The sequence below is a fragment of the Gramella jeungdoensis genome (assembly GCF_023805255.1).
GTDB classification, from domain to species: domain Bacteria; phylum Bacteroidota; class Bacteroidia; order Flavobacteriales; family Flavobacteriaceae; genus Christiangramia; species Christiangramia jeungdoensis.
In genome coordinates this window covers 550,027-576,957 of sequence record NZ_JAMSCK010000004.1, presented here as the reverse complement: position 1 = coordinate 576,957, position 26,931 = coordinate 550,027, and the positions used below count along the sequence as shown (strand labels likewise).

General features: G+C 37.9%; 16 protein-coding genes. 15 read left to right on the top strand and 1 reads right to left on the bottom strand.

The annotated features are described in order from the left end of the window. Positions 1-134 precede the first annotated feature (134 nt). The 10 genes from NE848_RS13485 (at position 135) to NE848_RS13440 (ending at position 18,884) form a co-directional block, all read left to right on the top strand. A complete protein-coding gene (locus NE848_RS13485) occupies positions 135-545 on the top strand; it encodes a peptide-N-glycosidase F-related protein (protein WP_341482790.1) in 411 nt (136 codons plus the stop codon). A 1-nt stretch (position 546) separates the two neighbouring features. Beyond that, positions 547-2,784, top strand: a complete 2,238-nt coding sequence (locus NE848_RS13480; protein WP_252114459.1) for a GH92 family glycosyl hydrolase — start codon at positions 547-549, stop codon at positions 2,782-2,784. 241 nt (positions 2,785-3,025) lie between these two features. Then, positions 3,026-6,148 (top strand): SusC/RagA family TonB-linked outer membrane protein, encoded by a 3,123-nt coding sequence (locus tag NE848_RS13475; RefSeq protein ID WP_252114457.1) that lies wholly within the window; start codon positions 3,026-3,028, stop codon positions 6,146-6,148. A 12-nt stretch (positions 6,149-6,160) separates the two neighbouring features. Beyond that, entirely contained in the window at positions 6,161-8,080 is a 1,920-nt protein-coding gene (locus tag NE848_RS13470) for a SusD/RagB family nutrient-binding outer membrane lipoprotein (protein ID WP_252114453.1), read from the top strand. Positions 8,081-8,181: 101 nt separating this feature from the next. After that, positions 8,182-10,116 (top strand): glucosamine-6-phosphate deaminase, encoded by a 1,935-nt coding sequence (gene nagB, locus NE848_RS13465; RefSeq protein WP_252114451.1) that lies wholly within the window; start codon positions 8,182-8,184, stop codon positions 10,114-10,116. Between the two features lie 14 nt (positions 10,117-10,130). Next, complete coding sequence (locus NE848_RS13460; protein WP_252114449.1) at positions 10,131-11,105, top strand: glycosylasparaginase; 975 nt, start codon at positions 10,131-10,133, stop codon at positions 11,103-11,105. Between the two features lie 395 nt (positions 11,106-11,500). Beyond that, on the top strand, positions 11,501-12,394 hold the full coding sequence (locus tag NE848_RS13455; protein WP_252114447.1) for a dihydrodipicolinate synthase family protein: 894 nt from the start codon (positions 11,501-11,503) through the stop codon (positions 12,392-12,394). A 93-nt stretch (positions 12,395-12,487) separates the two neighbouring features. Continuing rightward, on the top strand, positions 12,488-15,769 hold the full coding sequence (locus NE848_RS13450; RefSeq protein ID WP_252114445.1) for a SusC/RagA family TonB-linked outer membrane protein: 3,282 nt from the start codon (positions 12,488-12,490) through the stop codon (positions 15,767-15,769). A 10-nt stretch (positions 15,770-15,779) separates the two neighbouring features. Beyond that, positions 15,780-17,285: a RagB/SusD family nutrient uptake outer membrane protein gene (locus NE848_RS13445; protein ID WP_252114443.1), complete on the top strand. Its 1,506-nt coding sequence runs from the start codon at positions 15,780-15,782 to the stop codon at positions 17,283-17,285. Positions 17,286-17,375: 90 nt separating this feature from the next. Continuing rightward, positions 17,376-18,884 (top strand): glycoside hydrolase family protein, encoded by a 1,509-nt coding sequence (locus NE848_RS13440; protein ID WP_252114441.1) that lies wholly within the window; start codon positions 17,376-17,378, stop codon positions 18,882-18,884. Between the two features lie 12 nt (positions 18,885-18,896). Here the strand turns inward: NE848_RS13440 and NE848_RS13435 are convergent, their stop codons facing one another. After that, positions 18,897-19,619, bottom strand: a complete 723-nt coding sequence (locus NE848_RS13435; protein ID WP_252114439.1) for a FadR/GntR family transcriptional regulator — start codon at positions 19,617-19,619, stop codon at positions 18,897-18,899. 162 nt (positions 19,620-19,781) lie between these two features. Here NE848_RS13435 and NE848_RS13430 point away from each other — a divergent pair, with 162 nt between their 5' ends. From NE848_RS13430 to NE848_RS13410, 5 genes are all read left to right on the top strand, one after another. Beyond that, on the top strand, positions 19,782-20,648 hold the full coding sequence (locus NE848_RS13430) for an AraC family transcriptional regulator (RefSeq protein ID WP_252114437.1): 867 nt from the start codon (positions 19,782-19,784) through the stop codon (positions 20,646-20,648). 100 nt (positions 20,649-20,748) lie between these two features. Then, entirely contained in the window at positions 20,749-22,068 is a 1,320-nt protein-coding gene (locus tag NE848_RS13425; RefSeq protein ID WP_252114435.1) for an L-fuconate dehydratase, read from the top strand. 18 nt (positions 22,069-22,086) lie between these two features. Further along, positions 22,087-22,854 carry an SDR family NAD(P)-dependent oxidoreductase gene (locus NE848_RS13420; protein WP_252114433.1) on the top strand — a complete coding sequence of 256 codons (768 nt, stop codon included), beginning with the start codon at positions 22,087-22,089 and terminating at the stop codon, positions 22,852-22,854. Positions 22,855-22,866: 12 nt separating this feature from the next. Beyond that, positions 22,867-24,663: an alpha-L-fucosidase gene (locus tag NE848_RS13415; protein ID WP_252114431.1), complete on the top strand. Its 1,797-nt coding sequence runs from the start codon at positions 22,867-22,869 to the stop codon at positions 24,661-24,663. Continuing rightward, positions 24,660-26,924: an alpha-L-fucosidase gene (locus tag NE848_RS13410; protein ID WP_252114429.1), complete on the top strand. Its 2,265-nt coding sequence runs from the start codon at positions 24,660-24,662 to the stop codon at positions 26,922-26,924. The genes NE848_RS13415 and NE848_RS13410 overlap by 4 nt, the downstream gene beginning before the upstream one ends. Positions 26,925-26,931 lie beyond the last annotated feature (7 nt).

The following is a 26,931-nucleotide window of genomic DNA, read 5'->3' as shown; positions in this document are numbered from 1 at the left end:
GTTTAGTTTTCCTGTGGTAAGTTCGTCTAAAATTTTGAGTTTGAAAGATTCCGAATACCGTCTGATTACTTTGTCATTTTTGTACATAACTATTTAAAATTATGTAGCCTTTATTCAGGACGGGTCAGTATTATATTACAACGGGCCATGGAGGCCATAGTGGCGGAGACGAATTTATTCAGCTAAGAAATAGAGTGATCTTCGACCATAAAATAGCTCTTGATACGGTACCATGGCGGGATGATTGTGCTTCCTTTCGCCGATTTAATCCCAGTTCTGGAGTGTGGACCCGGAAGGATACTGCAAGGGCCTATAATCGTGAAGGCGAAAAGATATATAAAGAAATTGAAGAGCGGCTCGCCTCTTCAGACCTTTCCCGATCCAATTGGTGTCCTGGATCACAGGTCTTACCTTATGTAATGTCAATAGGAGAGCTTAATAAGGGTACCCATCAGCTCGAGATTGATATTGATGCAACTCCAATTGATGGTGATAAATTAAATCACTGGCTTGTTTCAGCTTATCTAACCTATGAAGTGGAATAATATGAAATACGCAGCAAGCCTTATTATTTCATTTATTTGCCTGTCCGCGTTTTCTCAAGAGCGGGAAGTGGACTATGTAAATCCTTTTATAGGTACTTCTAATTACGGAGCTACACATCCTGGTGCTATGGCACCGCGAGGGATGGCAAGTGTATCCCCTTTTAATGTTGCTGGAAACCTGACTTTAAATCCATTAGAAAAAGATAGTCAGTGGTTGTCTAATCCGTATGTTCATGAGAATTCCTTTATCACCGGATTTTCGCACGTGAATCTTAGTGGAGTGGGATGCCCGGACCTTGGGGTAATTTTAAGTATGCCAACAACAGGGGCTCTGGAAGTGGATCATTTAAATTACGGCAGTACTTATACCAATGAAAGAGCCGAGGCTGGATACTACGGGGTTAAACTGGAAAAGTATAACGTAGAAGTGAACGCCACTGCATCAGAACGTGTCGGGGTTACCAGCTATAAATTTCCTGCTGGTCAGGCTAATATCCTTCTCAATTTAGGATTAGGTTTGACCAATGAACAAGGTGGGATGTTAAAGATAGTTGCAAAAAATGAAGTAGAGGGGATGAGAACTGTAGGAAGTTTTTGCTACAATAATCCAGAGAGTGCCTACCCTGTTTACTTCGTGGCCAGATTATCTCATTCTTCAGAGAATTATGGAATTTGGAAGGACCCTCAAAAATATAAGGGTACTGAATCCCAATGGATGGGATATAATGGAAAAATAAGATTTAAAGAAGGTTTCAGGCAGGAGGTTATCGGGGATAGTATAGGAGCCTATTTTAGTTTTGATCTGGAAAAAGAGACCACAATAGAGATGAAGATTGGTATTTCCTACGTAAGTATAGAAAATGCCAGGGAAAATCTTGAGAAAGAAACAGCCGGGCAGGGTTTTAATAGTATTCATAAACGAACCCGAGAGAAATGGCAGAATAAATTGTCAAAAATAGAGGTTAAAGGTGGATCGAAAGACGATAAAACGGTTTTTTACACTGCTTTATACCATACGCAAATCCATCCCAGCATTTTAAATGATGTAAATGGGGAATTCCCTAAACTAAATGGCCGTAAAACCGGGAAAACGGATGAAGTAAGATATAGTGTTTTTTCTCTGTGGGATACTTACCGTAATTATCATCAATTGATGAGCCTGGTTTATCCTGATGAACAACTAGCTATGGTAAATAGTATGTTAGAGATGTATAAAGAAAATAACTGGTTGCCGAAATGGGAATTGAATAGTACAGAAACATTTACTATGGTGGGTGACCCTGCAGCAGTTGTACTAGCAGATACCTATTTACGAGGACTTAGAGATTTTGATATAGAACTGGCATATGAAGCAATGATTAAGGGGGCCACACATACAGAAGAAAATCCATTGCGGCCGGGACTTAATGAATACATGAAAAATGGATTTTTGAGTGTTGAGAGTGAAGTGGGGGGGATGGTTTCTACTACACTGGAATATAATATTGCCGATTACGCCATATCCAGACTTGCAGACAAATTAGACAGGAAAAAGGATGCTGAACGGTTTAAAGATCGCTCCATTTCCTATAGAAATTTATTTGACGAAGGTACTGGTCTTCTCAGGCCAAAAAGAAGAAATAACGATTGGTTCGTACCTTTTGATCCTGAGGCAGGAGCTAATTTCACTGAAAATGTAGGTTTTATTGAGGGTAATGCGTACCAGTATGTTTTCATGGTACCCCATGATATTCCAGGGATGATAGAACTACAGGGAGGAGCTGAAGATTTTGTTGCACAGTTGGATTATATATTTGATAATCAGCATTACGATATGGCAAATGAACCAGATTTTGGCTATCCCTTCCTTTATAATTACGTCGTGGGAGCTGAATGGAAAACGCAAGAAAGGGTGGATGAGCTTTTAAACGAATTTTATAAAAATTCACCTGATGGTTTGCCGGGGAATGATGATACCGGAACTATGAGTGCATGGGCTGTTTTTTCCATGATGGGTATTTACCCCATAATACCGGCTGAACCGGTTTATACTTTTGTCTCCCCACAATTTGAGGAGGTGATAATTCATTTGGATGAAGATTATTACGACTCGGAACAGTTAATTATCCAAGCAAATAATGCTGGACAAAAGCATTTTATAGATTCAATATTTGTCAATGACCAATTATGGGATGGTTATTTTATTAAGCAGTCTGAATTAATCGAGGCCAACAAAATAATTTTCCATCTCGAGAATTAATTATCTCTATTCCGTAATTTCTTTTCTTTTGCTTTCTTTTAAATTCAATCTTTTGTCTGATATTGAATTTAATTATAATAAATCGCAACTACATTTTCACTATATCGTTTTCGCTAAACTGTCGTTTAGCTTTTCTCAATTGTTGTTAGTCGAATCTTTTTTGAATTATCTGGCTTATACAAGAAATTCATTCACAATTAATTAACTAAAAACAAAGATTCTATTAACGAAAATTAAAATTATGGGAGAAAAACGATTCATTCTTCTCTTGTTCGCCGTAACAATTTTTTTTCAAAACGGCTTTTCTCAGGAGAAAATGGTAACTGGAACAGTTGCGGAAGCAGAAACTGGTGTTCCTTTACCAGGGGTTACGGTACTTGAAAAAGGTACTAATAAGGGGGTTGCAACAGATTTCGATGGCAATTATGCCATTGAGGTTGCTGATGGGGCCGTTTTGGTATTCTCGATGGTGGGGTATAAACAAAAAGAAGTCGCAGTTTCAGGAGAGACTTCCCTGGATGTAAGTCTGGAAATTGATACGGAAGCTCTTGATGAGGTTGTAGTTACCGCACTGGGAATTAAAAGAGAACGAAAATCTTTGGGGTATGCCCTTCAGGAAGTAGGTGGAGATGAATTGGTGGAATCAAGAGAAACGAACCTTGCAAATGCATTCACGGGTAAGGTTGCTGGATTACAGGTGGTTAGGGGGGCTGGTGGTCCCGCGAGTTCTTCAAAAATTGTTCTTAGAGGGAATAACTCACTTACTGGGGACAACCAGCCATTAATCGTGGTAGATGGTATACCAATGGATAATTTTACCGGAGCTGCCAATAATGACTTTTGGAATCCTTCCCCTGATATGGGTAATGGCCTGGGGGATTTAAGTCCTGAAAATATTGAGAGTATGTCAGTTCTTAAGGGAGCTTCTGCCGCTGCTTTGTATGGATCACGTGCTGGAAATGGTGTAATTTTAATAACAACAAAATCAGGTAAGAAAACACAAGGTTTAGGGATTAGTTATTCTACATCTGTAGGTTTCGAATCAATTTTTATGTCTCCTGATCTACAGAGCTCATTTGGCCAAGGGGCGGATGGTATTTATGATAACCAGTCAGGTTCAAGCTGGGGTCCGAAAATTGAGGGGCAGACGGTGGAAAATGCTCAGGGAGAAACCGTACAGCTCAGGGCATATGATAATCTAGACAACTATTTTGACACTGGTGTTACTCAAACCCATACCCTGTCCTTTCAACAACAAGTAAGCAACGGAACATCCTTATATTCATCCGCAACCTATTTAGATGATGATAGTATGATTCCAGGATCCGAACTAAAGAGATTAAATCTTTTAACGAGGGCAAATTCCATATTTGGGAAAGCCGATAACTGGATCTCTGATGTGAAAGTTCAATATATAAGTGCCACAGCTAAAAATAGACCATTAAGTGGGGTGAATATTTCGAATTCATTTGCAACGATGTATCTGCTTCCCCGGTCAATAGATATAACTGATTATGAGGCTGGAAGTGATGAATTTGGAAACATGATATGGTATGTTCCATCGAACTCTGTAAATCCTTACTGGGCTTATCGCAATAACCTGAATATGGATAATAGAGACAGATTCCTATTGAATGGATCCCTGAAGCATAATTTTACAGATTGGTTAAGTGGAGAGATAAAAGCAGGTGCAGATTTGTATACTACCAATACAGAATCCAAACTATATTCGGGAAGCCCTCTTTCTGCATCCGGTCGTTATGGACTAGGAAAAAACACATTTTCAGAAACAAATTATAGCTTCCTATTAAATGCTGCTAAAGATGATATTATTGGTAAGCTTGGAGGAGTTGTTAATTTTGGTGGAAATTTGATGCATAGGGAAGCTAGTGGTATAAGCGGTAACTCAGGTGAATTAGAAGTACCGAATCTCTTTTCTTTAAACAACGGCGTATCGAATCCTGGCGTTGGAGAAAGCTATAGTGAGAAAAAGATTAATTCATTGTATGGTACGCTTCAATTAAATTATGATGGATATTTATTTGTTGAAGCAACAGGTAGAAACGACTGGTCTTCTACTTTAAGTAAAGAAAATCGATCATTCTTTTATCCTTCAATAAGCACTTCCCTTGTTTTTACGGATCTAATAAAAAATAATGATGGGAACCTCCCAGAATGGATGTCTTACGGAAAAATTCGTGCTTCCTATGCAGAGGTAGGTAATGACCTGCCTGCATATCAACTGGTTAATTTTTATTCAATAGGGAAGGATCCTAATGGCAACACCACTGCCGGTCGAAACGGGACACTTTATAATCCAGATGTAAAAAGCGAGTTGATTCGATCTAAAGAGCTGGGGTTTGAGGCAAGATTATTTAAGAATCGTTTGGCGCTCGATTTTTCGTATTATAAAACCAACGCCACAAGACAATTGATAAATCTACCTTTAAATCCGTTAAGTGGATATGGTTCTATGAAAGCCAATGCGGGAGATATTCAAAATGAGGGAATTGAATTAATGTTGAATGGAAGAGTGCTTGATAATCCTGAGGGTTTGACCTGGGATATGAATATTAATTATTCACGGAATGAAAACACGGTTAATGAGTTAATTGAAACAGTAACACAGTATTCTTTAGGAGGATTTGATAATGTAAGCATTCTGGCAGTATCCGGAGAGGCTTATGGTGAGATTTATGGAACCAAATATCAACGAGTAGAAGATGAAAGCAGTCCTTTCTTTGGAGATATTATAGTGGATGCAGATGGAATCCCATTAGCAAGTAATGAGAGAGTGAGATTAGGAAATCAACAACCAGATGCTTTAATCGGCTTTTCTAACAACTTCATGTTTAAAAATTTCACCTTTGGTTTCTTGATAGATGCTAGGATCGGTGGTGAAATATATTCTGGTACGAACAGGGCTATTCAAAATGCAGGAACTGGAGCTGCAACAGTGGTCAATGGAGATCGTGAGCCATTTGTTTTTGATGGTGTAGTTGCTGATGAAAGTGGAGGCTATTCTCAAAATACAACAGCGGTATCGCCACAACTTTTTTGGCAGGGAGTAACTACCAGGTCAGGAAATCTTGGAATCACGGAAGCAAATATTTATGATGCTACCAATGTTAGGCTTAGGACCGTGAATTTGAGGTATGATTTTCCAACAAGTTTGATAAAGGATACTTTCTTTCAAAAAGCCTATGTTGGTTTATCTGCTAACAATGTCTGGATGATAGATAGTGAATTGAACGGCGTTGATCCGGAATCCGTATACGCTACTGCCACGAATGCCGTAGGATTCGAAAATCTGGCTTCACCTACTTCTCGAACCTTCTTTTTTAATCTGGGTGTAAGCTTCTAAAATTTAATAGTTATGAAATTAATTAAGAAAATCAGAAAAACAGGTCTTTTAATGACCATTTTAGGGATATCGGTCATATCATGTTCCGATTTCGAAGAAATTAATGTAAATCCCACAGCGGCTACCGCAGATCAGGTTCAGGTAGAGTATTTTATAAATAATTCAATTGTAAGTGCTCAGCAAGATCCTCATATAGCAGAACGTGTGTTCGTCTTATATTGGAAAGCAGCCGGTCGAATGGATCGCATAAATAGTTTGCCGGTAGGATATACTAGTGACGGATGGTCTAGCGATTATTTTAATTATATATCTGGATGGTTGAATCATGCGAATACTGCAGTTCAGATAGCCAATGAAAAAATTGAGAATGGAAATGTCCAGCCTTATACAAATAATCTTAAGCAAGTAGCAAGAATTTGGCGCTCATATCTTATGAGTGAAATGTCTGATAATTTTGGACCTATTGCAATAAACGGTTTTCAAGGGGAAAATCCAGATTTTAACAGCGTACAGGAAGTATATTACTATATGCTTGATGAACTAGACGACGCGGTTGCTAGTATGGATGAAGGGGTAATGGTGCCTTCAAATGTTAGCAGTCTGGATCCGGCATATGGTTATGATTTCGAATTGTGGACAGCCTATGCTAATTCTCTAAGAATGAGATTAGCTATGCGACTTTCGGAAGTGGAACCAGGAAAAGCAAAAGAAGAATTTGAAGATGCCGTTTCATCGGGAAGTTTCATCTCAAGTCTGGATATGAACTTTAAAGTTGCGGAGAAACCTGGATGGGATGCATTAACTGGTGTGATGAGTAGAGAATGGAATATGCAGTATTTATCACCTACTTTAAATAATTTAATGATAGGTTTGGGTGGTATTTCTTCTGAAGAACTCCTAGAAGAAAATCTGCATCAGTATATAAAACCTGAAAATTATCTTGGTTTAAAACTGGAAGATCACTTCACCACTTTAACCACAAACCCAACTGCAGGATTTTGGCTGGATGGTTTACCGGCTGAAATAGACCCACGGGCCTATGAGGCATACATTATTCCAGGAAATTTTGATGATCCCCAAATGAATCGCTACCCAAGTTGGGATCTGAATGCCACAGGTAATACGGTGAGGAATTTAGTTGACGACCAGGGAAATATCGTAAGGGAGATTGATGCTGCTTTCACCTGGAATGCTCCTACTATAGGTAGTTGGGGTGAAAAAGGATCCAAAAACCAAGTGTATGGTTGGCCCGGGGCGATACCGCGACTTGCCCATAAATTTAGAAATAGCACTTCTGAAAGAATATTCTTTGGATCGTGGGAGAGCCATTTCTTGATAGCAGAGGCCGCTATTCGAGGCTGGAATGTTCCTATGGATGGAAAAACAGCCTACGAAGAAGGAATAAGGCAGAGCATGGAGTACTGGGGTGTTTCGCAGTTTGCAACCGATTATATTTCCTCTGAAGAATACAATCTTGCAGGTACTTCAGTGAATTGGGATCATATTGTAGAACCATCAGACGTGTCCATGAATTTTGTAGATGGTTATACGGGAACTGAAGGAAGTGTAAATTACGAATATCCCGATAATCATCTTTATATGGATGGAACGGTTAAAAATGACCATCTTACAAAGGTCATTACCCAAAAATTTATTGCTCAGGTTCCTTGGTTGCCACTTGAAACCTGGAGTGATCACAGGCGCTTAGGGCTTCCGTATTTTGAAACCCCAGCCGTGGAGAATCCATTGTCGGATATGCCGCAATTAACTTCAAGTAATTTTACAGAACTTCAATGGAATTTCTTTCCACAACGATTGAGATACCCCAGTAATTTAGCGAACAATGTTCCTGAAGGGTATCAACAGGCTCTAAATCATTTAGGAGGTGATGACAGTGTTTTCACTCCTTTGTGGTGGGCAGGGCAGAATTAGTCAGTGTAGAAAAGGAGGTGAAATTACCTCCTTTTTTATATTTTCTTATGTTATACATAAAACAATTTTGTAGATTTACATTTCTAAAATAAAATTTAGTTATGGAAACATTGCAAGTAGAACCTAAAACATTAAAGTACAGACCAGCAGGCAAATTTGAGGATACCCGTTATGAAAAGATCCATAACCTCGTTTTTTCCAATTCTGAAAGTGCTTCTAAACTGGTTGCGAAGGAGATAGCAGATCTGATAATAAGGAAACAAAAGAAGGAGCAAAATTGCATCTTGGGGCTCGCTACAGGATCATCTCCTATAAATGTATATGCTGAACTAGTTAGACTTCATCAGGAGGAAGGTTTGAGTTTTTATAACGTCATTACCTTTAATCTGGATGAGTACTGGCCTATGGAAAAGACGAATGTTCAGAGTTATCATTATTTCATGCATGAACATCTTTTTAACCATGTTGATATTCCAAAAGAGAATATCAATATTCCTGATGGCAAGGTTGCGCAGGAAAATCTTCTGCAATACTGCCTGGATTATGAATCCAAAATAAATCAAGCCGGAGGCCTGGATTTTCAATTGTTAGGGATTGGTCGTACAGGTCATATAGGGTTCAATGAACCGGGCTCACATCATAATTCAGTAACACGAATGATTACTCTTGATCATCTTACTAGAATAGATGCTGCCCCTGCTTTCCATGGCATATCAAACGTTCCTAAAAAAGCGATTACCATGGGAATTAGTACCGTTTTAAATGCGAAACGGATCATTTTGATGGCTTGGGGTCAGAATAAAGCAGAAATTGTAAAAGAAACTGTAGAGGGTGAGGTGTCTGGTGCTGTTCCTGCTACCTATTTGCAACACCATCCTAACACAACTTTTGTACTTGATACAGGAGCGGCCTCAGAATTAACCAGAATAAAAACCCCGTGGTTAGTTGGACCATGTCACTGGACTCCTGAACTAAGAGATAGGGGAATAATTTGGTTATGCCAAAAGGTTAAAAAATCGATTTTAAACCTGACCGATAAGGATTATAATGATAATGGGATGTCGGATTTGTTAGCCCAGGAAGGTTCTTCATATAACCTGAACATAGGCATGTTTAATAGAATGCAGCATACTATTACGGGATGGCCAGGAGGAAAATATAATGCCGATGATACAAATCGACCGGAAAGAGCTACTCCTCAATTTAAAAGAGTTTTAATCTTTAGTCCGCATCCGGATGACGATGTCATTTCAATGGGAGGAACTTTTGATCGATTAGTCGAACAGGGCCATGAAGTGCATATTGCATATCAGACTTCAGGTAATATTGCCGTATCAGATCACGAAGCCCTAAAGTTCGCTGAAATTGCTAGAGATCTCACGACCGGGCAGGATAGGAGTAATATTGTAAGCTTAATTGATGAAATCAAGGATAGAAAAGAGAATGAAGTAAATAGTCCTGAAATACGTAAACTAAAAGGTCTTGTTAGAAGAAGTGAATCTTTGGCTGCGACTCGTTTTGAGGGAGTACCTGATGATCATGTACACTTTTTAAACCTACCCTTCTATGAAACCGGGACTATCAAGAAAAGTCCAATGTCCATTAAGGATATCCAAATCGTGAAAGATTTAATTGAAGAAATAAAACCTCACCAGATTTATGCGGCTGGAGATCTTGCTGATCCGCACGGGACTCACAAGGTCTGCCTGGATATTATAATGACCGCTATAGATGAAATTAAAGAAAAGAAATTTATGGAAGATTGTTGGGTGTGGCTTTATCGAGGAGCATGGCATGAATTTGAATTACATGAAATCGATATGGCTGTCCCATTAAGTCCAGATCAGGTTTTAAAAAAGAGACAAGCTATATTTTTCCATCAGTCTCAAAAGGATGGCGTTATGTTTCAGGGAGAAGATATTCGAGAATTTTGGGTGCGCGCTGAGGATAGAAATAAAGAGACGGCTCTCAAATATAGAGATTTGGGCCTTGCAGAATATGCAGCTATGGAAGCCTTTAAAAGGTATCACTTTTAATTTGCTAGTTAAAAATGAAAAGAAGACATTTTCTTATCAGTTCTGTAATAGGTAGTCTAGGAATTAATCAGGCTTTCTCTAAGCTCAATCCTAGCCACCACACCTCAAATCTTAGGCAAAATACAGAGCCGATTAGTGTTGCAACCTGGAATTTTCAAAACGCAACCGCCAAAGCTGGGGCAATGTTATCTAATGGGGCTAGTGCCTTAGATGCCGTTGAGCAAGGTGTTCGTGTAGAAGAAGCCAACATCAAAAATACTACGGTTGGAAATGGAGGTTACCCTGATCGTAATGGAAATGTGACCTTAGATGCAAGTATAATGGCTCCCAATGGGGATGCCGGTTCCGTAGTTTACCTTAAAGATATTCAACATCCCGTATCGGTCGCACGTAAGGTTATGGAAGAATCACCGCATGTTATGCTTGCCGGTGAGGGAGCTTTTCATTTTGCCATGACGAAAGGTTTTGAACGAAAAGATCTGTTATCTCAGGAATCAAAAGAAGCCTGGCGGAAATGGATGAAAGAGAAAAAATACAAGCCAATTATCAATATAGAAAACCACGACACCATTGGGATGCTATGTATGGATAAGAATAATGATATAGCAGGTGCCTGTACTACTTCCGGGCTTGCATTTAAAATGATTGGACGGGTAGGCGATTCACCAATTATTGGATCCGGTCTTTTTGTCGACAATGAAGTAGGTGGGGCGGTGGCCACTGGTCTGGGAGAAGCGATCATGAAAAATGTTAGTTCTTTTTTAGTGGTAGAATTTATGCGGAATGGATACTCTCCACAAGAGGCTTGTGAAATGGCATTAAAACGAATAATTAAAGGAAATGGCAACTATAAAGAATTTCAAGTAGGTCTATTGGCAATGAATAAAGCCGGGAAAATTGGAGCGTATAGTATTCACTCCGGTTTTACCTATGCAAAGACTCAGAAAAATTTAAATTCTAATGTTTCGAGTAGTTATTATAGTAAATAAACCATCGAATTGTCGTTCGCTGAAATACATCTAATAATATTATATAGTTATGGAGTTGATCTACCAGGTGAAAAACTCAGATTTGTACTTTAAATTACTTAATTGGTTGGTAGGGGAGTTTGATTTATTTCAGTGTGAAATGCACGGGGATCGTCTAATTATTAACTATCCACTGGTCAAATGTTGTATAAGGAAGGAGGCTTTTCAAGATAAGCTGGTAGCTCGAGTTGAAATAACCGGACAATCCCTAAAGGATAGTCAACGATTTCTTGGAAATATTGAAGACTTATATGATATATTTAAAAGAAGATATTTAATTATCAAATAAATTGATATTAAAATAAATAGATAAAAAATTTTTATATATTTGTTATGTATAACATAATACAGATTAAATGAAAATATTTGCAGCAACTTACACGCCAATGAAAGAGGACCTATCACTAAATCCAGAAGTGATCCGCCCTTATTCGAACTATTTAGATGATAAAGGTGTGCATGGAATTTTTATCAATGGATCTACCGGAGACTTCACGTCTCTTACACTTCCGGAAAGGAAAGTGATTTTGGAGTATTGGGCTAAGGAAAAAGGGGACTTAATCCTTATTAACCATGTGGGGCATTTAAGTCTCAATGCAGCTAAGGAATTAGCAATAGATTCGAGAGGAAAGGCCGATGCAATTGCAGCGATCGCTCCATTTTATTTCAAGCCAGGTAATCTTCAACAATTGGTTGAATATTGTGATGAAATCGCTTCTTGTGCTCCCGAAATTCCTTTTTTCTATTATCATTTGCCAGCTCTTACCCAGGTAGATTTTAATATGATTGAATTCTCCAGAATCGCTAGTAAAAGAATACCAAATTTTGGCGGAATAAAATTCACTCAAAATGATTTGGTAGCCTTTCAAGAAGTAAATGCCAACGCTGGCGAAAAAGAAATTTATTTTGGAGTAGATGAAGCCTTTCTTCCAAGTCTATCTGTTGGTGCTCAGGGCTGGGTTGGGAGTACATTTAATCATCTTATGCCACTGTATGAAGCTATTGCCGACAATTTTTATGAAGGGAATTTCCCTGAAGCCAGATCTTTACAATCTTTGGCTATCAAATTTGTTGAAACCCTGGGTGCTCCCGGAGGTTTTAACGGAGGAGGGAAAGGTTTTATGAGAGAATTAGGGATAGATTGTGGTCCTTCCAGATTTCCTCATCATACACTTAATAAAGAAGAAATACTGAGTATTCGACAAGCTTTTAAGAAAAATGGGTTGTCAGAATATTTAGCTTATTCTTAAAGTTTAAAAATTTTTAATTTTAATTATGTAGAACATAAAACATTTTATACATTGCGTAATGTTAACTTGTTGTTAAACGAAAACCAAAAACTTATGAATGCTTATCAATTATTTAAAGGTTTTGACTCCTTTTTCTTGAGTTGTTTACCTTCAATAAAAACAGCTATTGAAAAAACTAAATATCTTTTTGTATGCGTACTTCTTTTGATGGCGTCTACGGAAGCATTTTCTCAGGAAAAGGAGATCTCAGGAACCGTAATGGATGGAAATGGTATGCCTCTTGGTGGAGTGAATGTACTTATTGAAAACACTACCACTGGGGTTCAAACTGATTTCGACGGAAATTATGCTATCCAGGCTTCACCAGGTGATGTACTTGTATTTAGTTTTATAGGCTTTAAAACGCAGGAGCGTATAGTGGGCACCGAGAACATTATAAATGTTACAATGGAAGAGGATCTCGCTAGCCTTGATGAAGTAGTTGTAACAGGGTATGGGAAGCAATCCCGTGCAAAATTAACCACTTCAATTTCTAAACTTGACACCCGAGTTCTGGAAACTTCTACACGCTCTAACCCGGCTACAGCTTTACAGGGTTCAATTCCAGGTTTACGAGTGACGAACAATACAGGGCAACCAGGAGCTACTCCAAATATAGTATTGAGGGGCGGGACAAATTTTGATGGTTCTGGATCTCCTCTAATTTTAGTAGATGGAGTTCCCGGTAGTTTTTATGCTTTAAACTCAGATGACATTGAATCCATTGAGGTATTAAAGGATGCTGCGGCAACGGCTATTTATGGTGCCAGAGCTGCAAACGGTGTTGTTCTTGTAACTACAAAATCCGGTCAGACTGGAAAAGCGACGATTACCTACAAACAAAAATATAGCTTTAATTATAGACGTGAAACGCCGGAATATCTTGACGCTGCTAATTTTATAAAGTATAACCGTCAGGCAATATTGTATTATAATGAAGCAACGGGCAGAACAAACTTTAATGCAGGATTTTTGAACGGCTCTACGGCCTTTGCTACGGGAGGGAATACAACTGATTCACCTTTTACTACTCAATATCTTACTGATGAAAATAGGTACCTTCTTGATTTTCCGGGATGGGGGACTGTAACCGATCCAGTAGATCCAAGTAGAGAAATACTTTTCCGTCAAAATGACGTAAGCGGAAATATTTATCAGCCAAGTAGGTCTATTGATCATTATTTAGCCTTTCAGGGTGGAAATGAAAAAGGATCATATTATTCGAGTTTGGGATATTTGGACAATGAAGGACTTATATTAGGTTCCGGATTTAAGAGATATTCTGGAAAATTCACAGGTTCTTATAATATATCAGATAATTTTAGTGTGAATTCAAATATCCTTTATTCTCACTCTAATCTTAACCTAAGTCCACTTGGTAGTAATAATACGGTATTTAGAAGGTTTGCAGGACAGCCTCCAACATCAAGGACTTATAATAATAATCCGGATGGATCGCTTTCAGACGATCTAAACCCTGGGACCAATGCAGGTTTTGGTAACCCTTTATATTATCAGGATAAATTTCTTAGAGATAACCTGGAACAAAGACTCACTGCATCTGTAGGGGTAAACTGGGATATTGTGGATAATTTAACCATGTCACTAACAGGTAGTCATTTTGCGATAAATAATTCAAATGAGTCGTTTAATAAAGCTTATCTTAATGCTGGGTCTCTTATCACCACAAGAAATGCTTCTGCAAGTGAAGAAAAAACCCTTAGAAATCAATTAACTGGAACCCTGAATTATACCAATACTTTTGGTAAGCATTATTTTGATGTTCTTTTAGGTTCTGAATATTATAAAGATGAGTATTATACATTTAGTGCCGGTACTCAAAACTCTCCTACAGATTTGATACCTACACTGAATGCTGGTGCAGAAGCTAATGGAGTTCCATACAGTTTTAGAACCTTGCATAAAATTGTATCTGGATTTGGACGATTGAATTATGATTATGATGAAAAATATCTTTTAGGTCTAACTTTTCGTTATGATGGTTCTTCTCGTTTAGGAAATAATAAGTTTGGTTTCTTCCCAGGAGTTTCTCTAGGATGGAACTTACATAACGAAGAATTCTTTGCCGAATCATCATTGGAGAACGTATTCTCGAAAATAAAACCTCGCTTAAGTTATGGGGTCAATGGAAATGTAGACGTATTAGGTAACTTTTCTACTTTCGGATCATACGGCTCACAAGGTGTCTATGATGGACAAACGGGATATGCGAATACATCTTTACCTACTCCAGAACTTCAATGGGAGCGATCTACAACTTTAAACTTTGGACTTGATGTAGCATTGTTTGAAAATAGAGTAAACCTTATCGGTGATTATTTTATTAGAGATGTGGAAGATAAACTGGCAAACTTGACCCTGCCATATTGGACTGGGTTTAGTGGGATTACCACCAATAATGGAACATTAAGAAATAAAGGTTTCGAATTACAATTAAGCGCAGATTTAATTAGAAGCGAAGATCTTCAATGGAATCTTAGCGGAACCTTATCTAAGATTAAAAGCTATGTAGAAAAATTACCAGAAAACGATAATGAATTGAATCGTCAGGGAGGTACCCAAATATATAATCCCGATACAGGAGAATTAGAATGGGTTGGTGGATTACAAGAAGGGCAGCGTGTAGGAACTGATCTTGTAGTGACCTATGTACAGGATTATATTTATGCCAATCAGGCTGAAGTTGATGCTGATGCCAATGTTCAGGATGACCTTCTTCCAAATCCGTTTCAGAGATATCCTGGGGATGTAGCATGGGTAGATGTTAATAATGATGATGTGATTAATACATATGATAGGAAAGTCATAGGTAGGACAACCCCTGATTTTTATGGAGGAATTTCAACATCACTTAATTACAAAAATTTCGGACTGTATGTAAAAACTGATTTTGCTGCTGGTCATATTATTTATAATCATATTAGAGGAAAAGGGCTGGCGCAAACTCAAGGTAATCTAAATCAAGATGCATTGGTGCTACAATCCTGGACTCCGGAAAATACAGAAACAGATGTTCCACGTTTTGTTTTTGTTGATGCGCAAAGAAATATCTTTAGAGGGAGTGAGGCAATTGTAAATAGTCGTTTCTGGGAAAAAGGGGATTACCTGGCGCTAAGAGAAATTACGCTTAGTTATGATCTTCCTACCGAAGAATTATTTAATGACAAAATTGAAAGACTAAGTCTGTATTTGACAGGGTCTAACCTACACTATTTTAAAAGCTACAGTGGGGATACCCCTGAATTGGGTGGATATCAGGCAGGAGAATTTCCGTTGCCGAGAACAGTTACTTTAGGTCTTAATTTAACTTTATAAAATCAGGATTATGAAATATATATATATCATTCTAGCATTACTAGTTCTTAACTCTTGTGAGAGTGAATTAGAGATAAATGCGCCCAGTGAACTTACCTTTAATGGTTTCTGGGATAGCGAGACAGGTGCCAGAGCAGCACATTCAGGACTGTATGGGTCCTTTAGAGGAGAAACAAGTACTTTTTGGGCTTTAGGAAGCTTGAGAAGTGATGTATGGGGAGGCCCAACTTTTGAATCACCATTCAGTATCGATTTTATTGAATCAAATATCACCGTTTCCACAGCACCCTATGGAGGATGGGCTGGATTTTACGGAAGGATCCACCAGCTCAATGATTTTATCGCCAATGTGCCGAACATTGAATTTAACAATGCTGAGGATAGAGACCACCTAATGGGACAAGCTTACGGCTTGAGAGCGTATTATTATTATACATTATTGAAAACCTGGGGAGCAGTGCCAATCACTACAGAAATATTGAATACTACTTCTCCTGAAGGCCTCAGTAAGCCACGATCTTCCCAAGAGGAGGTAATGAATCTTATAAAGCAGGATATTGAAAGGTCATTAGCAGCCTTTGGTGATGATGAATCATTCTGGAATGGAAACAGAAACTATTGGTCAAAGGCAGCGACTCTTACCTTAAAAGGGGATGCCTTTATTTGGTCAGGTAACCTATTGAATGGTGGTACCGCAGATTTTAATGAGGCTAAAAATGCCCTACAGGAAGTTATGGATATAGGTTCTATAGATTTGGTGGCTAATTATGCAGATCTGTGGGGACCTGAAAATGAAAATAACAGTGAATTCATTTTTGCTGTCCAATATGCTGAGAACGAGGCCCAAAATTATTATAATTCCTTTACGGGTAGATCCACTGAAATATGGCCTCAGTTTAATGAAGAAGGAGAGTCTATGCAAGGTTTTGTAATTAACGGCTCAAACCGTTATGGTCCTTCTATAAAAACCTTATTGCTTTCTGATGATAATCTGGATGCTAGAAAAGATGCGACATTCATTCGATTATTCTCAGACTCTAATGACGGTGCGGGATATGAAACCTTTAATGAAGAAAAATATTTTGGTTCCATCTTAAATAAATTTCTAGGCAGAATTGATGGTAGTGTAAGAATATTTGATAACGATGTGCCAATTTATCGTTATGCTGATGTAATTCTCTTATTGGCCGAAGCAAAGAATTATTTAGGTGAAGACCCATCGGAGGAAATTAATCTGATAAGAGAACGAGCTTATGGCAGTGATTATGATCCTTCTGTATATGCTTATACTAACGGCTCGGTTGAGGAAAATGCCGAAGCTATATTACAGGAACGATATAAAGAGTTTATTGGAGAAGGTAAAAGATGGTGGGATTTAAGAAGAGCCGGAGACTCTTATGTTATTGAAAATGTTGAATTTTTGGATCCAGGAGATGAATACAAATTATTATTACCAATCACTTTGGATATGATTGGAAGAAATCCTCTTCTGGAACAAACTCCCGGATATGAATAGTTTTAGTTAATAGTTTGTTTGGATTAGTAGGGAAAAAAGGCCATTTATGGCCTTTTTTTCTGTTATATAATTTTAATGGTAATTTGTTAAATGAAAATGGATTCCAATTACATTAAATTAAGGCCAGGAAGACAATTGTTTATTGATGATTTTTTAATAAACAATACCGACCTTAAACGAGTCTATACTCCACCCACACCTAGTCCAAACAATCCAGTTTTGGAACCTACGGAAAATTGGGAAATGACTACCGAGGGAGCTTTATATGCCGGCCCATTTAGTGACGGGGTTTGGTATGATGAAAAAGATGGTGTTTTTAAAATGTGGTATATGGCCGGCGGCGGAAAGTATTACCCCAATCTTAAAAATGCTTTATATACTTGTTATGCGGAGTCCCATGATGGGATTAAATGGACTAAGAAACCGCAGGGGATTCTAGATAATACGAATGTAATTGATGTAACCCTCCGTGATGCGGCTAGTATTTGGATAGATAAAGTGGAGAGTGATCCTGAGAAACGCTATAAAATGTTTTTAGTGAATAGGAGAGAAGGGGGAAAGGATTCTCGCTTATTACTCAAATATTCTTCTGATGGTATTCATTGGTCAAAGCCAGCGGCTAAATCCGGAAAGGTAAGAGATCGTATTTCTGCTTATTTTGATCCTTTTTCCAAGCAATGGGTGGTGAGCATGCGGTATGAAACTCCGTCACTAGGAAAAGCCAGGAGTTATGCCATGGATAAAGATCCAGAAAGACTCGTAAATAGTATAAACGATGGATTGGATGATAAAATTTCTTTTTGGTTCGGAACAGACGGTACTGAACCTAGGCATCCAAGATTTCCAGAAATAAATCCAGGTATTTATAATTTTGATGTAATTGCCTATGAGAGTATCCTACTGGGGTACTATACTATTTGGCAGGGGCCCTCGAATGAAAAGGCTAGTGAGTTAAATATCCAGAAAAGAAATGAAGTTTTTCTTGGATATAGTAGAGATGGAATAAATTTTAAAAGAATCTCAAACAAACCTTTTTTTGAAGTAAATGAATCAGAGGGTGCCTGGAATTGGGGAAATGTACAATCTACGAACGGCTCCCCACTTATTGTTGAAGACGAGTTATTCTTTTATAACACAGGTCGGCGATTAAATAAAACTATGTGGGATAGCTATATGTCTGTTGGTGTAGGGAAACTGAGAAGGGATGGGTTTGCTGCATTAAGAGGGGATCGAAATGGAGGAACAGTTTGTACAAAAGCTTTAGAGTGTGATGGGAATTATTTGTTTGTCAATGCAAATGTCTCTAAGGGGTGTCTCGAAGCTGAATTACTGGATGAAAATTTTAACGTAATTCAGGGTTTTTCCAGATTGCAGTGCAAAGGAATGCTGGAAAAGGATAATACCAAATGGCTCATCAAATGGAAAGGAAAACCATCACTTTCTTGTCTGATAAAGAAAATAGTTAGGATCAAATTTTATGTGCGGGAAGGAGAACTATATTCATTCTGGTTCTCACCTTATCCCACGGGCGAAAGTAGGGGGTATACAGCCGGTGGAGGGCCTAATTTACACTCCTCAGGAATAGATGTTCCAGAATAAAAGTCGTGAATTCTAATTTTTATCGTGATTAAAAATGGAATCAAAATGTGGCTCCAGGTGTTGCCTCATAGCATTTCTGAAAGTCTCAGGAGTTCCCATTTTAATGTTATTAACAAGCATTTTATGAGTGACGAATTTGCCACTGGAGTAACGATAGTTAAAATCGTCCGGTTTATTCTTTAGGTGGACATATTCAAACACCGGTAATAATAAATTTTGGAAGCGTAGTAAGGTTTTATTTTGAGATATTTCGTACAATTTTCCATGAAATGCCACCTCACGATCTAAACTAAAATGGGTCTGGTCTGCAACAGCCAACTCCTCAGACTCTACAATTTCCTCTAACTCCTGAATATCCTTCTGTGTTTTTCTTTCAAAAATGAAATCCGCCATTCCCATTTCCAGGATTAACCTTAATTCAAAAAGATTCTTTAAAATATCCATGCCTAAAAGACTGGGATCCAAGATTCTTTCAAAATTGGCAATAATATCAGGTTCTGTAAGAATCATGCCTCTGTGCTTCTTAGATTCTATCAAACCCAATGTTCTTAAGCGTAGAAGAGCCTCTCTAACCACCGTTCGACTAACTCCCAAAGTGTCTGCAAATTCTAATTCTTTAGGTATAGAATCTCCGGGTTGCAGTTCATTTTCCTTAAAAAACTCCAATAATCTTAACTCAACCTTATCCACAAGGGAAAGATTTTCTACCGGTTTTAAACTTTTTATTTTTTTCATTTAGAAATCTTCACAAGTAGGTTATTGCAATTATGCCAACAGCCAAATTTAGCGTTTTTCATTCAATTTATATGTATAACATAATAATTTATTTTAAATTTATATCTCCTTATTCATTAAAAAGTATGACTGGCTAAGCCCAAAAGCTTGAAGATAAGATCTATGAAACTACATTTATTAAGTCGGAATAACAAAGAAAATTCTTCATTCAGCGTTCAAAGACATTGTTTAAATCATTTCTTAAATATTTGGCATTACCATCCTGAATTAGAACTAGTGTTAATAGAAAAAAGTAGCGGGATGAGATTCGTAGCAGATACTATCCAACGATTCGAGGAAGGTGAAGTTGTGCTGCTTGGGAAAAACTTACCCCACATGTGGCTAAACGATGAGGTTTATTTTGATAAAACAATGCAGAAAAAAGCCCGGGCCATCTCGATACACTTTAAAGATGACTTCTTAGGGAAGGATTTTTATAACCTACCTGAGATGCATTCTATTAATTCTTTATTTCTCCGTGCAAGTAGAGGGCTTGTATTTAAAGAATTACCGCAAACTGTGAAAAACGGTATACTTAATTTAATGCAACTGGAGGGATTCGAACGAACTCTTTCCTTCTTAGATATTCTGTATAATTTATCCCTTAGTAATGCTGAGATCTTAGCCAGTGAAGGTTTTATTTTATCATTAGATAAATTTGATAATTCAAGGATGTATGAAATTCATAAGTACATAGTCACACATTTTCATAAGACTATTAAGGTAGAAGAACTGGCAAAAATTTGTGGTATGGAACCATCATCTTTTAGTCGGTATTTCAAACGCATGTATCAAAAAACCTATACACGTTACGTCAATGAGTTAAGAATTGGATATGCCTGTAAATTGTTAATTCAGGATAAACAAAAAATAAGTACGATTTGTTATGAATGCGGATTTAATAATCTTTCCAATTTCAATAGACAATTTAAGTTAATAAAAGGTTATTCACCGGGAGAATATAAGCAAAAGTATACCCTGGATTTTTAATGTTTCTGCAGATTGGTATAAAAAGTATCAGTAACTGATTAATAAGTAGTAGATGCGACTTCCTGTATGTATTAGTTTTCCAAAAATTATTTTTTGATAAATGGGATTAAAAATTAAAATCGTTGATATCGAGATCAAAGATATACGATTCCCTACAAGTCTGCACTTGGATGGGTCTGATGCAATGAACACCGATCCGGATTATTCGGCAGCATATGTTATTTTAAAAACTGATCATCCGGCGGGCCTGCAAGGACACGGCTTAACCTTTACCATAGGTAGGGGTAATGAGGTATGTGTTGCGGCATTAAAGGCTCTCTCACCCCTGGTGCTGAATAAATATCTTTCTGATTTTACCAGTGATATGGCTGGGTTTTGGAAAATGATGAATAGTGATAGCCAGTTAAGATGGCTTGGACCAGAGAAAGGAGTTATTCATTTAAGCGTAGGGGCTATGGTCAATGCGGTATGGGATCTCTATGCAAAGGTTGAAAATAAACCATTATGGAAGCTTCTTGCAGATATGTCACCAGAAGAGTTTATCGCTTGTATTGATTTTAGTTATATAAAAGATGTATTAACACCTCAGGAAGCCCTTGAAATTTTAAAAGAAAAACAAAATGGAAAGGAACAGCGTATAGCCAGACTTAAAGAAGCCGGGTATCCAGCTTATACAACTTCTGCCGGCTGGTTGGGATATTCGGATGAAAAAATAAGGCGCTTATGTCGTGAAGCTAAGGGTCAAGGTTTCAAGCACATGAAAATTAAAGTGGGTGCTAATCTGGAAGATGATTTGAGGCGTGCACATTTAGTGCGTGAGGAAATTGGAGATGATCTCAAGTTAATGATGGACGCCAATCAAAAGTGGGACGTGCAGGAAGCTATACAAAACATGAAACAACTGGCCCAATATGATCCCTGGTGGATTGAGGAGCCTACAAGTCCCGATGATATTCTTGGTCATGCTAAAATAGCCAAGGCCATTGATCCTATAAAAGTGGCCACAGGTGAACATTGCCATAATCGTATTATGTTTAAACAATTTATGGAAGCCGGAGCACTGCAAATATGCCAAATTGATGCGTGCAGGGTTGGTGGGGTGAATGAAGTTTTAGCAATTATACTTATGGCGGCCAAATTTAAAATCCCAATTTGCCCTCATGCCGGTGGGGTGGGTCTCTGTGAATATGTACAACACCTTTCTATGATTGATTACATAGCTGTAAGTGGCAGTATGGATCGGCGCGTTATTGAATATGTAGATCACCTTCATGAACATTTTGAGGATCCTGTTGTAATAAAGCAAGGGGCTTATACCTTACCTGAAAATGCAGGGTATAGTATTACTATGAAACCTGAATCTTTAATTAAATATGAATATCCTGGAGGGGAGATATGGAGATCTCTTACACAGAATTAAACTACTTAAATTAACAAGATGTCAAATTTCAACCTTAAGAATAAAACCGCAGTAATTACAGGCGGAGGTAGTGGAATAGGAAAGGCGATTACCCAATTGTTCGTTCAACATAATTGTCAGGTCCATGTGCTGGAAAATAATTCAGATAGTATCGCTCAATTGCAAAATGATATACCTGAAGTGGTAACTCATTTATGTGATATTTCTAAAAAGGAAGAAGTCGAAAAAATATTTAATCTTATAGGAAAAGGTTCTGAAATTGATATACTTATAAATAATGCCGGGATAGCACATATTGGCAATATTGAAAATACTACTGAAGAAGATCTGGACAGAATTTACTCTATAAATATTAAAGGGGTCTTTAACTGTGCGAAAGCGGCTCTCCATTTTATGAAAGCTCAAAAGAAGGGAGTTATACTTAATATGGCATCCATAGCGTCAACTGTGGGTATTAGCGATAGATTCGCTTATTCTATGTCTAAAGGAGCTGTATTGACCATGACATTAAGTATTGCAAAGGATTATCTGGAGTATGGGATTCGTTGTAATTGTATTTCCCCCGCCCGAATTCATACTCCGTTTGTAGATGGATTTCTTTCCAGTAATTACCCCGGGGAGGAAAAGCAAATGTTTGAAAAACTTTCCAAAACACAGCCCATGGGTCGAATGGGAAAACCCGAAGAAGTTGCCTCTCTGGCACTCTTTCTATGTTCGGATGATGCAGGTTTTATAACCGGTAACGATTATCCTATTGATGGAGGATTTATAAAATTACAGGGATAAAAAACCAATATTATGAATAAAAGAAAGATTTTAAGCTTCCTATGTCTGATCCTTCTATTTAATACGGGGATAGCCCAGTCTGAGGATGAAAGGCTCATCCAAAAGCTGGAGAAGAGAGAATACCCTGATTGGTTTACCAATGCGAAACTGGGTATTTTTATTCACTGGGGCTTATATTCAGTTCCGGCATACGGCGGAAAGGAATCATATGGCGAATGGTTTCTACGTGGACTGCAAACCAAAGACTCCCTTCGTACGAATTTTATGAAAGACGCTTATGGGGAAGACTTCACGTATAATGATTTTACCACCTTATTTCGGGCAGAACTGTTTGAACCGGATGAATGGGCTCGTCTTTTTAAAAAGGCCGGTGCAAAATATGTGGTTCTGGTGTCGAAGCACCATGATGGTTATACTCTTTGGCCCAGTAAATATAGTCGTAACTGGAATAGTGTAGACACGGGGCCTCACAGAGATATTGTGAAAGACCTAACGGAAGCTGTACGTGAAGAAGGATTGAAAATGGGATTGTATTACTCCCTGCCTGAATGGAACCATCCACTTCATCGCTGGTATTCCGATCCGCATGATAGCATTCAGGATTATGTGGAAAATCACATGATCCCTCAGTTTAAAGAACTGGTAAGTACTTATAGACCTACCCTTATTTTTAGCGACGGGGAATGGTATAATTCTGCTGAACAATGGCATTCTGCGGAACTCATTAATTGGTATTATGATTTGGTAGGTAGCAATGCAATAGTTAATAACCGCTGGGGTCATGGAATAGATACAGGTTTCCTTACACCTGAATATAGTTCCGGAATTACCGAAACCAATCGTCCCTGGGCTGAAGTGCGCGGTATAGGCCGATCTTTTGGATTAAACCGGAATGAAGATCTTGAAGCTTATGGAACTTCGGCCGAACTTATTAAGCGATTTGTAATCACGGTGGCAAACGGTGGTGGGATGATTTTAAATGTAGGACCCAAAGCCGATGGGCAGATCCCTTTGATACAGCAGGAAAGGCTTATGCAGCTTGGAAGGTGGCTGGATATCAATGGAGAAGCTATCTATGGATCAATCCCATTTGATGTTCAGACTGAAGAAGTAGAGATTGAAAAGAAAAGAATAGATGAAAATATTGATTTCGACTGGGTTCGTAATTCACCTGATAAAGATATCAGAGAAGATGACTTTTCAGGAAATTGGAAAACCTACCTTGTTGTACCAGAATCAGGAAAGTATACCTTAAAAATAAACGCAGATGATGAGGCCAGTGTATCCATAGATGGAAAAAAACTTATAAATAAATATGATGCTACTGAAAATCAGGCTGAAGCTATGCGAACTGTGACAGGAAATAATGATGAATTCATCATTTCTTTAATGAAAAATAAGGTATATCCTTTGGTCATTGAATTTAACGAGCATAAACAAAACGCTCATTTTCAACTTTTATGGAAGACTCCAATGGTTGATTCGTTTGAAATAATTCCTCCTAAAGTATTCTTCCTGAATAAAAATCTGTCAGAATCAGGACTTTATGCCTCATATAGATCGAAAAGCACCAGTATAGCGTATACCCAAAAGGACGGGAATGTCTATGCCACAACTTTTTTCTGGCCAGAAAATGAGTTAGTCCTTAAGATTCCCAATCCCGGGTCAAATGCCAGCATTTCTTTGTTAGGCCTGGATAGAAAACTTAATTGGAAGTATGAGAATGGCGAGTTGAAGATCAACACTTCTACAATAAAATTTAATGAACTTCCCAGTTACGACGCCTGGACGTTTAAAATTCAGAAATGATGTTATTACAAGTAAAGTATTCCTATTTCAAAGAGAGAAGAAAATGGCTAGTCCTGATATTAATTCTCCTTACATCCTTTTCTCTCAGCTCTCAGGAAGCTGTTTTATTTCCTGTAGAGAATACTATTAAAATAAATGAAAATGATTCTAAGGAAAATATAGTTCTTAAAGCGGCCCACGTAGTTCCTACAAGTAATCAACTAAAAGCTCTAAGAGACGGTTACATAGCGTTTATACATTTTGGTCCCAATACCTTTACAAGAAAAGAGTGGGGGACTGGACTTGAAAACCCAAAGGTTTTTGACTTACAGAATCTAGATACCGATCAATGGTGTAAGGCAATTAAGGAAGCAGGGATGTCTAAGGTTATTTTTACGGCAAAACATCATGATGGATTTGTTTTGTGGCAAAGCAGGTATACAGACCATGGGATAATGTCTTCTCCTTATAAGAACGGAGCGGGGGATATTTTAAAGGAACTTAGCAGATCCTGTGAGAAATTTGGTTTGAAACTGGGCGTATACTTATCTCCTGCAGATTTGTATCAAATTGAGAGCCCCAATGGTTTGTATGGCAATTTAAGCAAATACACCGAACGAGAGATCCCACGCAAGATTGAAGGAAGGCCTTTTAAAAACAAAACTACTTTTAAATTTAGGGTTGACGATTATAATGAATATTTCTTAAATCAATTATTTGAACTATTAACGGAGTACGGACCAATTCATGAGGTCTGGTTTGACGGTGCCCATCCAAAACGAAAAGGAGGCCAAATATATAATTATAAGGCCTGGAAGGAATTAATTAGAAAACTCGCGCCTGAAGCAGTAATATTTGGTAAAGAGGATCTTAGATGGGTTGGAAATGAAGCAGGAAAGACCCGTACCACTGAATGGAATGTTATTCCTTATAAAGGGAATCCTGATACAATGGAAATTTTTGGCGATTTAACAGATACCATTTTGGGGTCACGAGAGCAGCTTTATCAGGCAAATTATCTGCATTATCAACCAGCTGAGGTGAATACATCTATCAGGGAAGGTTGGTTCTACAGAGATGAGAATCGCCAAAAAGTAAGGACAGCAGAAGATATTTTTGATATATATGAAAGAGCTGTTGGGGGGAATTCTATATTTCTTTTAAACATTCCCCCAAACCGTGAAGGTTTGTTATCACCTGAAGATGTACGTGTACTTCGGAATTCTGGAAAACGTATCAGGGAAACTTATGATAAAAATTTATTTTCTATAAATACAGTTGGATCTTCCGAGTTGTTAGATGACCGTCTTGGCACTTATAAAGTGATAAAGGGAGATAAGCAAAGTGTTATACTCAACCTAAAAAAATCCGTAAAAATAAACAGGTTCTTGATCCAGGAATCCGTAGCCACCCACGGAGAGAGAGTAGAGAAACACATTTTAGAAGCTTGGGTAGACAATGGCTGGAAAGAGATTGCAACTGGAACTAATATAGGTTTTAAAAAGATCTTAAGATTTCCGGCAGTCACTTCTAACCGTTTTCGAATAAGTTTTCCGAAAACCCGGTATTACCCGGCTATTGCTACTGTTTCTGGGCATTTAGCTCCACAATTTCCTCCACGATTAGAGATTGTCAGAAACCAAGATGGTTTGGTTTCAATTAGGCCTAAAGAAGATGATTTTTCATGGAAACTGCATGGTCAAAATCCCAAACAGAAGCTTGATGACCTTAAAATTAAATATGCGGTTGAAAATGAAAATTCCTGGCGGGAGTATAAAGAACCCTTCTTTATACCAAATGGTAAGGTGCGGGCAGTATCTCAATTAGGGGAACAACCGGGAAGTGAGATCAGTAAAGATTTTGGACTCTATAAAAAAAACTGGAAGGTTTTAAATGCAAATGATCCCAGGAAAGAGTTTCCAGCGGTTAATGCAATTGATGCTAATAACGAAACTATCTGGGTTTCAAATGCAAGTAAAGATGATTTTATTATTCTGGATCTCGGAGAGGAATTCAAGCTAACTAGTTTTAAGTATACCCCACCCTTTAAAAGCGAACTTGGATTGATTTCAAAAGGTAAAATTGAAATTAGTGAAGATGGGAAAAACTGGAGAACGGCTGGGAGTTTTGAATTTGGAAACTTGGTGAATGACCCTACAACGCGAATTCATTATTTCAAAAAATCAGTCTCGGCGCGATATATTAAAATAAAGATTACGGAAACAGTTGGATCAGAACAAACAGTCGCCGCGGCTGAATTGGGATTTAATATAGAAAACTAAATTAAAA